Annotated in this window: 14 protein-coding genes; 9 read left to right on the top strand and 5 right to left on the bottom strand. The window is 67.0% G+C overall.

Translation table 11 applies throughout. The features are described 5' to 3' along the window. Nucleotides 1–35 precede the first annotated feature (35 nt). The 3 genes from hisG to QX135_RS13005 form a co-directional block, all read right to left on the bottom strand. Complete coding sequence (gene hisG / locus QX135_RS13015; protein WP_315779061.1) at nt 36–1,013, bottom strand: ATP phosphoribosyltransferase; 978 nt, start codon at nt 1,011–1,013, stop codon at nt 36–38. Next, a complete protein-coding gene (locus QX135_RS13010) occupies nt 1,010–2,170 on the bottom strand; it encodes an ATP phosphoribosyltransferase regulatory subunit (protein ID WP_315777957.1) in 1,161 nt (386 codons plus the stop codon). The genes hisG and QX135_RS13010 overlap by 4 nt, the downstream gene beginning before the upstream one ends. A gap of 116 nt (nt 2,171–2,286) precedes the next feature. Next, complete coding sequence (locus tag QX135_RS13005; RefSeq protein WP_316234111.1) at nt 2,287–3,039, bottom strand: 16S rRNA (uracil(1498)-N(3))-methyltransferase; 753 nt, start codon at nt 3,037–3,039, stop codon at nt 2,287–2,289. Nucleotides 3,040–3,248: 209 nt separating this feature from the next. On the opposite strand from QX135_RS13005, the gene QX135_RS13000 reads away from it, so the two are divergent. The 3 genes from QX135_RS13000 (at nt 3,249) to ubiA (ending at nt 5,535) form a co-directional block, all read left to right on the top strand. After that, nucleotides 3,249–3,668, top strand: coding sequence for a hypothetical protein (locus tag QX135_RS13000; RefSeq protein ID WP_315736564.1), 420 nt, complete (start codon nt 3,249–3,251; stop codon nt 3,666–3,668). A 284-nt stretch (nt 3,669–3,952) separates the two neighbouring features. Beyond that, entirely contained in the window at nt 3,953–4,606 is a 654-nt protein-coding gene (locus QX135_RS12995) for a hypothetical protein (RefSeq protein ID WP_315778006.1), read from the top strand. Then, nucleotides 4,603–5,535 carry a 4-hydroxybenzoate octaprenyltransferase gene (gene ubiA, locus QX135_RS12990; protein ID WP_316234110.1) on the top strand — a complete coding sequence of 311 codons (933 nt, stop codon included), beginning with the start codon at nt 4,603–4,605 and terminating at the stop codon, nt 5,533–5,535. The genes QX135_RS12995 and ubiA overlap by 4 nt, the downstream gene beginning before the upstream one ends. Here the strand turns inward: ubiA and QX135_RS12985 are convergent, their stop codons facing one another. Continuing rightward, on the bottom strand, nt 5,536–6,060 hold the full coding sequence (locus QX135_RS12985) for a DUF6101 family protein (protein WP_315811153.1): 525 nt from the start codon (nt 6,058–6,060) through the stop codon (nt 5,536–5,538). A 284-nt stretch (nt 6,061–6,344) separates the two neighbouring features. Here QX135_RS12985 and QX135_RS12980 point away from each other — a divergent pair, with 284 nt between their 5' ends. From QX135_RS12980 to lpxK, 6 genes are read left to right on the top strand one after another with little or no spacing between them, the layout of a single operon-like run. Next, nucleotides 6,345–7,733 (top strand): TldD/PmbA family protein, encoded by a 1,389-nt coding sequence (locus QX135_RS12980; RefSeq protein WP_409998678.1) that lies wholly within the window; start codon nt 6,345–6,347, stop codon nt 7,731–7,733. Between the two features lie 58 nt (nt 7,734–7,791). Further along, complete coding sequence (locus tag QX135_RS12975) at nt 7,792–8,538, top strand: 3'(2'),5'-bisphosphate nucleotidase CysQ (protein WP_315777962.1); 747 nt, start codon at nt 7,792–7,794, stop codon at nt 8,536–8,538. Nucleotides 8,539–8,597: 59 nt separating this feature from the next. Then, nucleotides 8,598–8,837 (top strand): DUF4170 domain-containing protein, encoded by a 240-nt coding sequence (locus tag QX135_RS12970; protein WP_009031572.1) that lies wholly within the window; start codon nt 8,598–8,600, stop codon nt 8,835–8,837. A gap of 17 nt (nt 8,838–8,854) precedes the next feature. Next, nucleotides 8,855–9,595, top strand: coding sequence for a lysophospholipid acyltransferase family protein (locus QX135_RS12965; RefSeq protein WP_315716682.1), 741 nt, complete (start codon nt 8,855–8,857; stop codon nt 9,593–9,595). Further along, nucleotides 9,588–10,895, top strand: a complete 1,308-nt coding sequence (locus QX135_RS12960) for a 3-deoxy-D-manno-octulosonic acid transferase (protein WP_315777963.1) — start codon at nt 9,588–9,590, stop codon at nt 10,893–10,895. The genes QX135_RS12965 and QX135_RS12960 overlap by 8 nt, the downstream gene beginning before the upstream one ends. Continuing rightward, a complete protein-coding gene (gene lpxK / locus QX135_RS12955; protein ID WP_315779054.1) occupies nt 10,888–11,913 on the top strand; it encodes a tetraacyldisaccharide 4'-kinase in 1,026 nt (341 codons plus the stop codon). The genes QX135_RS12960 and lpxK overlap by 8 nt, the downstream gene beginning before the upstream one ends. On the opposite strand, the gene QX135_RS12950 is transcribed toward lpxK, so the two are convergent. Beyond that, the gene (locus QX135_RS12950; protein WP_315736570.1) at nt 11,883–12,110 is read right to left on the bottom strand and encodes a DUF2093 domain-containing protein; all 228 of its coding nucleotides are present in this window, start codon (nt 12,108–12,110) and stop codon (nt 11,883–11,885) included. The genes lpxK and QX135_RS12950 overlap by 31 nt on opposite strands. Nucleotides 12,111–12,282: the final 172 nt, after the last annotated feature.

Here is a 12,282-nt window from a genome sequence, read left to right as displayed (position 1 = left end):
AGCTGCGCTCGCCTGTCGCTACGATGAACGGCGATTTATGATCGCAGGAAGGCCTCGAGGCGAGCAAACAGCGGATTTTCGCGGTCGAGCACATAGTCGAGCGAGGCGACCGAGACGGTCTCGGCGCCATGCGCGCGCAGAAAGCTGCCGAGCGCGTAGATCTGCGCCGGCGGGCAGTGCAGGGTGAGCATGCCGGATGAGGTCGGGCCGCCGAACGGAGCCACGACGCCGAAGCGGTTGTGCGCCTCGGTCAGCATTGCTGCGTCGCACCCTTTGAAGCGGGTGCGGACCTCGCGGTATTTGCTGGCGCGGGCGCGGGCATGGATGTGGTCGAGAATGATCCGGGCGCTCTCGCGCGGCCCCTCCGACCAGTCGGCGTCGCGGGAGGCGACCAGATTGGCCTGGCTGCGCAGGATCACGCCGTCGTCCAGCACCTTCAGCCCGTTGGCGGCGAGCGTCGAGCCGGTGCTGGTGATGTCGACGATCAGCTCGGCGGTGCCCACCGCCGGCGCGCCCTCGGTGGCGCCGGCGCTCTCGACGATGCGGTAATCGACGATGCCATGGGCGGCGAAGAAGCCGCGCGTCAGGTTGATGTACTTGGTGGCGACGCGCATGCGGCGATTGTGCTGGGCGCGAAAACCGGTGGTGACGTCATCGAGATCGGCCATGGTGCGGACGTCGATCCAGGCCTGCGGCACGGCGACGACGACGTTGGCGCCGCCGAAGCCGAGCGTATCGATCAGCAGCACGCGCTTGTCGGCATCGGTGATGCTCTCGCGCACGAGATCCTCGCCGGTGACGCCGAGATGCACGGTGCCGCGCGCCAGTTGCGAGGCAATCTCACTCGCAGAGAGATAGGCGATCTCGACATTGTCGAGACCTGCGATGGTGCCACGATAGTCGCGCGCGCCGCCGGGCTTGGACAGGTTCAGTCCGGCGCGGCCGAAGAAGGCCTCGGCATTCTCCTGCAGACGCCCCTTGGAGGGAACGGCGAGGACGAGGGGGCCGCTCATGATGCTCTCCCGCGCGGGGACTTGCCCACGGCGCTGCTCTGGGCCAGGCGCTCGATCCAGATCGAGAAGCCGACGGCCGGAATCGACTCGGCGGCGCCAAGCTGGCTCAGCAGGCCGTCATAACGGCCGCCGGCGACCAGTGGCTCGTCGCCATTGCCCGGATGATGCAGCTCGAACTCGAAACCGGTGTAGTAGTCGAGGCCGCGGCCGAACGACGTGGCGAAGCGCACCTTGGTGATGTCGATGCCGCGCTGGGCCATGAAGCCGGCGCGAGCCTCGAACGTGTCGATCGCCGCTGAAATGTCGAGCTTGGCGTCAGCGGCGAGCGCGCGAAGCTGCTGGACAGCCTCGGTCGGGCTCCCGCTGATTGCGAGGAAGCGCTTGATACGGTCCAGCGCGTCACGCGGCAGCGCGCCGCTCTTGAGGGTGGACTGCTCGAGGAAGCGGTCGGCGATCTCCGCCACCGTGCGGCCGCCGACCGCGGTTGCGCCGGCAATCGACATCAGGTCGGTGACCAGGGCGAGCGCCGCCTTGCGGTCGGAGCCGGCCAAGGCGGCGAGCACCCCCTCATACTCGTTGCGCGGGGCCACCGAGGCGATCGCCAGCCGCTCGAGGTCCTGCGCCAGGGTGCGCTTGCGGTTGAAGTCCTTGATCAGCCGCCGCCGCCATACCGGATAGAGATCGAGGGCGTCGATCAAGGCCGTGAACAACGCGACGTCGCCGGTGCGGATATCCACCGCGGCAAGGCCGGCGGTGGCGGTCGCCTCGATCGCCAGCGCCAGCATTTCGGCATCCGCGGCGGGCCGATCCTGACGGCCGAACGATTCGATGCCGGCCTGCAGGAACTCGCTCGGGCGGCCCTCGCGGTAACGAAATACTGGACCGAGATAGCTGAAGCCGGCCGGATGCCCGGCGCGGGCCGAGGCGAGGTAGTCACGGGCGACGGGAATGGTCAGGTCGGGGCGCAAGCAGAGCTCTTCGCCGGCGGCGTCACCGGTCAGATAGAGGCTCTTGCGGATGTCCTCCCCGGAGAGATCGAGAAATGGCTCGGCCGGCTGCAGGATCGCCGGCTCGGCCCGCTCATAGCCGGCCTGGGCGAAGGATTGCAGCAGCATGTCCGCCCACGCGGCGGGTCCGGTTGGAGCGGGTCCGGTCATGTCGATCGAGTTCCAAAGTGGAGTGAGCGCCTCTGGAGGCCGCGGCTGCCCTTAGCATGGCCGTTTGACGGTTTCGACTGCGAATGGCCGCGGCGAGCCACAATTGGCCGGATGCCTTAACCGCGGGGGCCGGTCCAGTCCCCGAGCGTCGCCTGGATCACGGCGAGAGCGGCAACGCCGGCCGTATCCGCGCGCAGGATGCGCGGACCCAGCGCGAGCCTGATCACGTGCGGCTGGCGGAGCAGCAGCATCCGTTCATCGTCGGCAAAACCGCCCTCCGGTCCGATCAGCAGGTCGATGCCGGCCGGGTCCTTGCCGTCGCGCAGCGCCTGCAGCGGATCGGCCAGTTCGGCCGCCTCGTCGCAGAACACCAGCAGCCGCTCAGGTTGCCGCTGCGCGAGGAAGCGCTCCAACGGCACCGGGTCCTTGACTTCGGCGAGGCTGAGGATGCCGCATTGCTCGGCCGCCTCGACCACGTTGGCGCGCATGCGCTCGCCATTCACGCGCGACACCTGGGTGTGACGGGTGATGACCGGCTGCAGGCGCGAGGCGCCCATCTCGACCGCCTTCTGCACCATGTAGTCCAGCCTCGCGTGCTTGAGCGGTGCGAAGACGTAGGCGATGTCCGGCAGGTGATCCTGGGGCCGGCTCTGCTGCTGGATCGTCAGGCCATCCGGCCGCTTGCGGCCCTCGATCACGGCCCGCCATTCGCCGTCGCGGCCGTTGAAGACCAGGACGAGATCGCCGGTGCCGAGACGCAGGACGTTGCCGAGATAGTTGCTCTGATTGCGGTCGAGCGCGACCGTGCCTCCCTCCTGCAAGGGTGCGTCGACGAACAGGCGCGGGGCGGTGAAGTCGTATGCGGGCATGGAGCGAAGCGGTGCCGATGATGGATGTTGCTTAACCAGACCACGCGCCGGCCGCAAAGCCGGCGGAGCCGTCACATGGTGTTGTATCGGGTATTGGCGATGGCGCCTTTCGGCCGTGCTGTCGACAGATTTTACCGGTTCGATCCCGCCGGTCGTCCCTTGGGGACGGACATCCGACGATTCCGTGAGCCTTGAAGCGGAGAACGGCCTTGATCTTGAGACATTCGACTTGGGCGCTTGCCGCGGTCATCGTGGTGACGGTCGCCGGGCCGTCCCGGGCCGACGACAAGGCGATCGCTGCTCCGCCCCAGCAAGCGGCTCCCGCGGTGCCGGGTGGTGCCGCAGCGGCCGGCTTTCGCCCGCCCGAAACCTGCCTGAAGGAGTTCACCCCGCTGCGGGACGAGACCGCCCGCCGGGCCAAGCTGCTCAAGGCGGCGACCGAGCGGCGTTTCGCGCCCGGCGAGGCTTGCCAGCTGGTGCACGACTACGAGCTCGCCCAGACCAAGATGATCGACTACGCGGTCGCTCATGCCTCGCTCTGCGGCATCCCGCCCAAGATCACCGATCAGCTGAAGGCGAATCACGAAAACACCCTGGCCGTGATGCGCAAGGTCTGCACGGCGACGTGAGCCGTCCCGCCGGCCGCCGAACTGGCGACTCAGGCCTGACCAGGTGGGCGAGGGCGCGGAGTGAACGGATTTTTGGGCCCCGACGTTCGGGAAGGGCCTCGTTTTGGGCCTCCGCGCCGGTTGGAACCCGGCTGCGTCCCTCCGCCGCGGCTGTGATCAACTCCGCGGTTGTGCTGGACGGGCGAGAATCGTAAAAGCCCCGGATCGGATCGTGCTTTCATCCGGAAGTGTTGAGGATTCTTGGTCTTACCGGAGAACCAGCCTTGATCGTCCGCCAGTCTTTCATGCCGCTCGCCATTGCCGCCCTGGTGCTCTCCACAGGGCAGCTCTTCGCGCAGAGCTCGTTTCCCGCGCCGATGCCTGGCCAGGCTCAGACCAGCAACTCGCCGTTTCCGCCCATCAACGGCGCGGCGCCGACCCGGGCCGCAGCCCCGGCAAGTCCGTTCCCCAGTCCAGGCGCCTCGGCGTTCGGCGGCGGTGGTGGCTTCCAGCCGGCCCCGATGGGAGCCGCGCCGCAGGGTGGCCCGCCGGAGAGCTGCATGAAGGAGTTCATTCCGCTGCGCGAGGAAGCCGAGCGTCGCGGCAAGCTGATCAAGGCCGCGAGCGACCGCAAGGCCTCGCCTGACGAGGCCTGCAAGCTGATCGCAAATTTCGGCAAGGCCGAAGTGAAGATGATCAAATATGTCGAGGCGCATTCGGCGAGCTGCGGCATTCCTCAGCAGATCGCCGATCAGCTGAAGGCCGGTCACAAGAACACCGACGCGCTGGAAAAGAAGGTCTGTGCCGTGGCGGCGCAGATGCAGTCGGGGGCCGGAAGGCCCTCCGCTCCGAGCCTGAGCGACGTCCTGGGCTCGTCGGCCGCGTTGCCTGAGGCCAACACGACCAAGAAGGGCGGATCCGCCTTCGACACCATGACCGGCAACGTTCTCACCCGATGAGCGACACGGCCGTCCGCGTTGCTGACGCGACCGGCAATTGGGTCGATACGCTGGCGCCGGTCTGGAGCCGGCCCTACCTGCGTCTCGCCCGCTTCGATCGCCCGATCGGATCCTGGCTGCTGCTGATGCCGTGCTGGTGGTCGGCCGCTCTGGCCGCTGGGATCGCCGGGAACCTATCCATGTTGCCGGCGTGGATCGGGCTCTATCTCGTCGGCGCGTTCGTCATGCGTGGCGCCGGCTGCTCCTGGAACGACATCACCGACCGCGATCTCGACGCCAAGGTGGAGCGCACACGTTCGCGACCGATTCCCGCCGGTCAGGTCGGCGTCAAGCAGGCGCTCGCCTTCCTGGTGGCGCAGGCCCTGATCGGCCTGGTGGTGCTGCTGCAGTTCAACCGGTTCGCGATCGCCACCGGCGTCGCCTCGCTGCTGATCGTCGCGATCTATCCGTTCATGAAGCGTGTCACCTGGTGGCCGCAGGTCGTGCTGGGTCTCGCCTTCTCGTGGGGCGCGCTGATGGGATTTGCGGTCGCGTTCGGCCGCATCGATGCCACCGCGCTGCTGCTCTACGCCGGGTCGATCTCGTGGGTGATCGCCTACGACACGATCTACGCGCATCAGGACGCCGAGGATGACGCGCTGATCGGCATCAAGTCGACCGCGCGCCTGTTTGCCGACCGCACGCATCTGGCGCTGGTCATCTTCTACAGTCTGGCCGTCATCCTGATTGGGGCCGCGTTCGCGACCGCCCACGTGCATGTCGCGGCGTGGCTCGGGCTGGCGTGTTTCGCCGCCCATCTCGGCTGGCAGATCCGGCGTCTGGATATCGCCGATCCGGCGCTTTGCCTGCGGGTGTTCAAGTCGAACCGCGATGCCGGACTGCTGCTGTTCGCAGGGCTGTTGGTCGATGCCGTGCTGCGCGCAACCTGATCAGCTGCGCGCGATGATCTCGCGCTCGCCGCGATGGACCGAGGCTGGATTGAGCTGGTAGCCGACACGGCGTCGCATCAGGAAGCGCGGGCGGCGCGAGCGGATCGCGTTGCGGCGGCGGCGGCGCGGCGTGGCCTCCCGGCGCGTGTCCTGCAACTGGGGCAGCGCGAAGGTCTCGCTCCACATCGCCCACGCAGCAACGATCTCGTTCTGGTCGTCGCTGACGCAGAGCGGGATGGTCAGGGAAGGGTCGCGGTGGACGAGCACCAGCATCACCTGTGTGTCGTCGATCTCGCGCACGCCGATGCCGAGGAAATCGCTGACGCGGAGGTTCAGGGCCATGCGCATGCCGCTGACGGCACGACGCAGGACCACGCGCTCCCGGTGCAATTCGATCTGCCGGATTCCGCCATCGGCACGGGTATCGTGCGCGCTGTACGAGACGGGCAGGGAAAGAGGGTCGAGCCGCAGGGCGCGGCCCGACCCAGCGGAATGGCTTCCGCCTGTTGCTGTTTGACGCCTCACGGCTTGGTCTCCCCGCCGGGATTATGCTCCCGGTCGATGCGTGTGACCTTGCCACGCGGATCGCCCGTATCGGCTTAACAAGCCTGGTTAATCAGATCTCACGCGTGATCCTCCTACCGTCATGATTGACAAGCGCTTGCCCCGCATGATTGACGAGACCTTGCCGATTTGCCGACAATCCGATGTGCCGTCTGCCGTCCTGCTTGAAGTCGGCGTGAACAGGCCACATTTCCTTTGGATTGAGCCGTCTTCGCCGCCCACCTGACATCGATCGGATCGTGTTCGTGACCTCTTCCCCAGCCTCATCGTCGACATCAGCCCAATCAGATCTGCTCGACCAGTCCGCCCTGCGAACGCTCGCCGAGCGGCTGGTGGAAGCCGCGAGGAAGGCCGGCGCCGATGCCGCCGACGCCATCGCGGTGCGCGGCATCTCGCAAGGCGTCGAGGTCCGTGACGGGCGCGTCGAGGAATCCGAGCGCTCGGAAGGCGACGATGTCGGCCTGCGCGTTCTCGTCGGCAAGCGCCAGGCGGTGGTGTCGACCAACGACGTCAGCGGGGACGGCGTGGCGCGGCTGGCCGAGCGGGCCGTGGCGATGGCGCGGGTGGCGCCTGACGACCAATATGTCGGCCTCGCCGATCCGGCGCTGCTGGCGCGCGACATTCCCGAGCTCGACCTGCTCGATCCGCAGATTCCCTCGACCGCAGAGCTGGAGCGCCGTGCCCAGGAGGCGGAGGCTGCCGCGCTCGGCGTGAAGGGCGTGACGAAGTCCGGTGGTGCGTCGGCCTCGACCGGCATCGGCGGCATGGTGCTGGTCACGAGCGACGGTTTTCACGGCGCCTATCTGCGCTCGAGCCAAAGCATCTCGACGACCGCCATTTCCGGCGAAGGCACCGGGATGGAGCGCGACTACGACTACACGGCGGCTCCGCACGGCGCCGACCTGCTGGCGCCCGCGGCCGTCGGGCGCAGCGCTGGCGAACGCGCGGTGGCGCGCGCCAATCCGCGCAAGGTTGCCACGTGCCAGGTGCCGGTCGTGTTCGATCCCCGCGTGTCCGGCTCGCTGGTCGGACATCTGGTCGGCGCCATCAATGGCGCCTCGATCGCGCGCAAGACCAGCTTCCTCAAGGACAAGCTCGGCGCGCAACTGTTCGCCAAGGGTATCCGCATCATCGATGATCCGCTGCGCAAGCGTGGGCTGCGGTCGCAGCCGTTCGACGCCGAGGGCGTGAAGGTGAAGCAGACCGCGCTGGTCGACGATGGCGTGCTGACGACGTGGCTGCTGGATTCGGGCACCGCGCGCGAGCTCGGCATGGTGACGACCGGCCACGCCCATCGCGGCGTGTCGTCGTCGCCTTCGCCCGGTCCGTTCAATCTGCATCTCGAAGCCGGCGTCGTGACAGCCAAGGAGCTGATCTCGGACATCAAGCAGGGCTTCTACGTTACGGACCTGATCGGCTCGGGCGTCAACGGCGTCACCGGTGACTACAGCCGTGGTGCGTCCGGCTTCTGGATCGAGAATGGCGAGATCGGCTATGCCGTGAGCGAGGTGACGATCGCCGGGCATCTGTTCGAGATCTTCAAGTCGATGACGCCTGCCAGCGATCTGGAATTCCGCTATGGCGTCAATGCGCCGACGGTGCGCATCGAAGGATTGACGCTTGGCGGACGGTGAGATCGAGAAACCGGACGAGACCAGCCTCGCGACAGACGCCAGGCTCCTGAAGGAGGCGGTGCGCGAAGCCGGCGAGCTCGCACGTTCGATGTTCGGAACGGAGTTGCGCAAATGGACCAAGGGTGCGTCGTCGCCCGTCTCCGAAGCCGACATGGCGGTCAATGCGCTGCTTGAGCTCAGGCTGCGATCGGCAACGCCGGATTACGGCTGGCTGTCCGAAGAGAGCGCGGATGATCGGGCGAGACTCGGTCGGTCGAGGGTCTGGATCGTCGATCCGATCGATGGGACGCGGTCCTATCTCGGCGGCCGCAACGACTGGTGCGTGAGCGTCGCGCTGGTCGAGCACGGCGCGCCGATACTCGCCGCGGTGCATGTCCCGGTCAGCGAGGAGTTCTTCTTTGCCGCCCGCGGCAGCGGCACCACGTTGAACGACGAGCCGGTTCAGGCCTCGACCGGACGCGTGCTCGACTTCGCGCGGGTGGCCGGTCCAAAACCGTTGGTTGAGCGGTTGGCTCCGAGTTCTGCGCGGATTGAACTCCATCCGCGAATCGGATCATTGGCGCTGCGTCTGTGCCGTGTCGCGCATGGCGGGCTCGATGCCGCTTTTGCAGGCGGGCAAAGCCGCGATTGGGATCTTGCGGCGGCTCATTTGATCGTGCAGGAAGCGGGGGGTAAAATGACCGCGTTGTCCGGCGAGGCGATCCTCTATAATCGTCCGGAGGTGGTGCACGGGATGCTGGTGGCAGCGGGCCGCGACCGACATGCCGACATCGTCGCGCAGTATCGCAGGTTACCGCCGGACTGAACGCCCCTGGATCGCACCCTCCATGTCGCCTGCAAGGCGTTGACTAGGAAACAATACCGATGACAGATAGCGCCTCGCAGCAGCTCCTTCACCTCGTGATCGGCGGCGAGCTCATCAATCTCGACAAGAACGAATTCAAGGATCTCGACAAGGTCGATATCGTTGGCGTCTATCCGAACTACGCGGCGGCCCACGCCGCCTGGCGCGCCAAGGCGCAGATGACGGTCGACAACGCCCACATGCGCTATTTCATCGTCCACCTGCACCGGCTGCTCGATCCCGGTCAGGATGCGAAGTAAGACGCAAAGCTCGCGACTTGAAACACCTGATCCGCAATACGCTGCGTAGCGGCTGGTTCCAGCGCGCCGTCGGGTTCCTCGCGGCCGAGTACCTGCGCCTTGTGTGGCTGACCAATCGCTTCACCTATGAGCCGCCCGAGGTCTACGACATCGTCGAGCCGCAGATGCCGGCGATCTTCGCGTTCTGGCACGGCCAGCATCTGCTGACACCCTTCATCAAGAACAAGCCGAGCTATCGCGCCAAGGTGCTGATCTCCCGCCATCGCGACGGCGAGTTCAACGCGATCGCCGCCGAGCGGCTCGGCATCGGAACCATCCGCGGCTCCGGCGATCATGGCTCCTCCTTCCACCGGAAAGGCGGGGTGGGGGCGTTCAAGGAGATGGTGCGGGCGCTCGAAGACAACTATAATGTTGCATCGACCGCCGATGTGCCGAAGCGGGCGCGGATTGCGGGTCTCGGCATCATCATGCTCGCGCGCGAATCAGGACGTCCGATCATGCCGTTCGCAATGGTCACGAGCCGCTTCATCCGCCTGAAGAACTGGGACAGCACCACCATCAATTTGCCATTCGGCCGCGGCGCATTGGTGGGAATCAAGGAAATCAACGTGCCGCGCGATGCCGACGCCGCGATGATGGAAGAGGCGCGTCTCGACCTCGAGGCGACGCTGAACGAGTGCATGCGCCGCGCCTATGAGATCGTCGGCCGTCCCGAGGCCTGTCCTCCGCCGGTCGCGTCGGGAGCATCAAGTGCCTAGGCCGCTGCCGATGGCCCTGCGTGTCTACCGCGGGTTGTCCTCGGCGGCGGTGCCGCTTGCGCCGGCACTGATCAGACAGCGGCTCAAGCATGGCAAGGAGGATCCCGAGCGGACCGACGAGCGGCGCGGCCTGAGCCACGACACGCGCCCGCTGGGTCCGCTGGTTTGGATTCACGGTGCCAGCGTCGGCGAGGTGCTGGCGGCGGCGGCGCTGATCGAGCGGCTGCGTGAGCTCAACATCCGCATCCTCATCACGTCCGGCACCGTGACGTCGGCCGCCATCGTGGCCAAGCGCTTCCCGCCCGACGTGATCCACCAATACGTGCCCTATGACACGCCGCGCTTCGTGGAGCGCTTTCTCGATCATTGGCGTCCCTCGCTCGGGCTGTTCATCGAGTCGGACCTCTGGCCGAATCTCATCCTCGCCGGCGCCTCGCGGCGGGTGCCGATGGTGGTGATCAACGGCCGCATGTCGCCGCGCTCGTTCCCGCGCTGGCGCCGCATGTCCGGCACCATCTCCGCTTTGCTGGGACGCTTTGATCTCTTCCTGACGCAGTCGCAGGCAGACGCCGACCGGTTCTCCGCGCTCGGCGCGCGCACCGTCATCACCACCGGCAATCTCAAGCTCGACGTGCCGGCGCCGCCCGCCGATCCGGCGAAGCTCGATCGGCTCACGGCGATGACGCGCGGCCGTCCGGTCGTCGTCGCCGCCTCCACGCATCCCGGCGAGGACGAGATCCTGATCGCGGCCCACAAGGCCTTGTCGGCTACCTATCCGTCGCTGCTCACCGTGATCGTGCCGCGCCATCCGCATCGTGGCCCGGCCGTCGCCGAACTCGTCGCAAGCGCCGGCCTGCAGGGCGCCTTGCGTTCGCGCGAGGAACAGCCGCTCGCAGGCACCGACATCTACGTCGCCGACACGATGGGTGAGCTCGGCCTGTTCTACCGGCTGGCGCCGGTCGTGTTCATGGGCGGGTCGCTGGTCGAGCATGGCGGCCAGAATCCGATCGAGGCCGTCAAGCTCGGCGCGGCCATCGTGCACGGACCCCACGTGTTCAACTTCACCGACGTCTATGAGTCGCTGGACAAAGCCGGGGGAGCCAGGCTCGCCCACGATCAGGAGGCGCTGATCCGCCAACTCCGGCAGCTGCTCGCTGATCCCGCAGCCGGCAACAGCCTGGTTGCGGCAGGAACGCGCGTGGTCGATCAGCTCGGTGGCGCGCTGGAGCGGACGCTGTCGGCGCTGGAGCCGTATCTATTGCAGGTCAGGCTCGAAATGGGGGCAGCCGGCGATGCGTGAGCCGGCCTTCTGGCATCGGCCGCCGTCCTGGCAATCGCGTCTGCTGTTCCCGCTCTCGAAACTCTACGGCGCCGTTGCCGCACGCCGTATGGCGCAAGCCGGCATCGATGCCGGCCTGCCGGTGATCTGCGTCGGCAATTTCCATGTCGGCGGGGCGGGCAAGACGCCGACCGTGCTGGCGCTGACCGATATGCTGCGTGACCTCGGCGAGCAGCCGGTGGTGCTGAGCCGTGGCTATGGCGGCCGGCTGCACGGGCCCGTCGTCGTCGATCCCGCTGTCCATGAGGCTGCCGATGTCGGTGACGAGCCGCTGATGATGGCGGCGCGAGTGCCGGTCGTCGTGGCGCGCAACCGCGCCGACGGCATCGGTCTTGTCAAGGCGCAGGGCGCCTCCGTCATCCTGATGGACGATGGCTTCCAGAACCCGTCGATCACCAAGGATCTCGCGTTGATCGTGATCGACGGCGCGCGCGGCCTCGGCAATTCCGAGGTGTTTCCCGCCGGCCCGTTGCGCGCGCCGCTGCCACCGCAGCTGGCGCGCACCGACGCGTTGGTCGTGATCGGTAGCGGCCGAGCCAGCGAGGCTGTCGCCTCACATGTGTTGGCGGCCGGCAAGCCGGTGTTTTCAGCCGCGTTGCAGCCCGATGCGCAGATCGTCGCGGCGCTGCAGGGCAGGCCGCTGCTGGCGTTTGCCGGGATCGGCGATCCCGCCCGATTCTTCCGCACCCTTCGCGGCGCTGGTCTCGACGTCAGGCGCGAGCGTGCCTTTCCGGATCACCACCCATTCACGACGGCCGACGTCGTAGCCCTTGCCAACGAAGCCAGGCGTGATGGATTTGCCCTGGTGACCACGGAAAAAGATCTCGTGCGGTTCCGCGGCCACGAGGCCGCGCCCGATGTCGTGGCATTCCCGGTGACACTGCAGTTCGGCGATCTCGCCGCGTTGCGCGCGCTGGTTGTGCAGCGGCTGTCAGCGAAGCGGAACGGTCAGCCGCTGGCTTTCAATGCGCCCGGATAATGCCGCTGCAGCACGGCGCTCGGCAGGGCGTAGGCTTCCTGCAGATCGACGCTCCAATATTTCAGCTCGTCCAGCGGGATCCGCACATCGGTGACCGCGCAGCGCACATAGCTTCCCGGCGAGATCACGCGGAAATCGCCGTCCAGATACTGCACCTGCGCCTCGCCCTGGCCCGAGGGACCAAACTTGTTGAGCACGTCCGCGATCTCCAATTCCTTGACGTGAAGTCCCCCTACGCAGGCGCAGCGCGCACACGACAGGCCGAATTTCGATGATTTCCTAGCATAGATGGGGGCCCCTGTCCCCCCGCGCAAACCCACTGATTTGTGATGCTTCTGCTCGAAACTCCGTGCTAGCTAGCTTTCAATA

It is taken from the genome of Bradyrhizobium sp. SZCCHNR1098 (assembly GCF_032489375.1).
GTDB lineage: Bacteria > Pseudomonadota > Alphaproteobacteria > Rhizobiales > Xanthobacteraceae > Bradyrhizobium.
The sequence above is the reverse complement of the archived record's forward strand: the minus strand, read 5'-3'. Positions and strand labels throughout refer to the sequence as shown.

What these genes read in the sequence shown, in the direction of transcription:
- lpxK (WP_315779054.1), top strand. Translation starts at nt 10,888, where the DNA reads ATGCGTGAGCCGGCCTTCTGGCATCGGCCGCCGTCCTGGCAATCGCGT.
- QX135_RS13010 (WP_315777957.1), bottom strand. Translation starts at nt 2,170, where the DNA reads ATGACCGGACCCGCTCCAACCGGACCCGCCGCGTGGGCGGACATGCTG.
- QX135_RS12970 (WP_009031572.1), top strand. Translation starts at nt 8,598, where the DNA reads ATGACAGATAGCGCCTCGCAGCAGCTCCTTCACCTCGTGATCGGCGGC.
- ubiA (WP_316234110.1), top strand. Translation starts at nt 4,603, where the DNA reads ATGAGCGACACGGCCGTCCGCGTTGCTGACGCGACCGGCAATTGGGTC.
- hisG (WP_315779061.1), bottom strand. Translation starts at nt 1,013, where the DNA reads ATGAGCGGCCCCCTCGTCCTCGCCGTTCCCTCCAAGGGGCGTCTGCAG.
- QX135_RS13005 (WP_316234111.1), bottom strand. Translation starts at nt 3,039, where the DNA reads ATGCCCGCATACGACTTCACCGCCCCGCGCCTGTTCGTCGACGCACCC.
- QX135_RS12995 (WP_315778006.1), top strand. Translation starts at nt 3,953, where the DNA reads ATGCCGCTCGCCATTGCCGCCCTGGTGCTCTCCACAGGGCAGCTCTTC.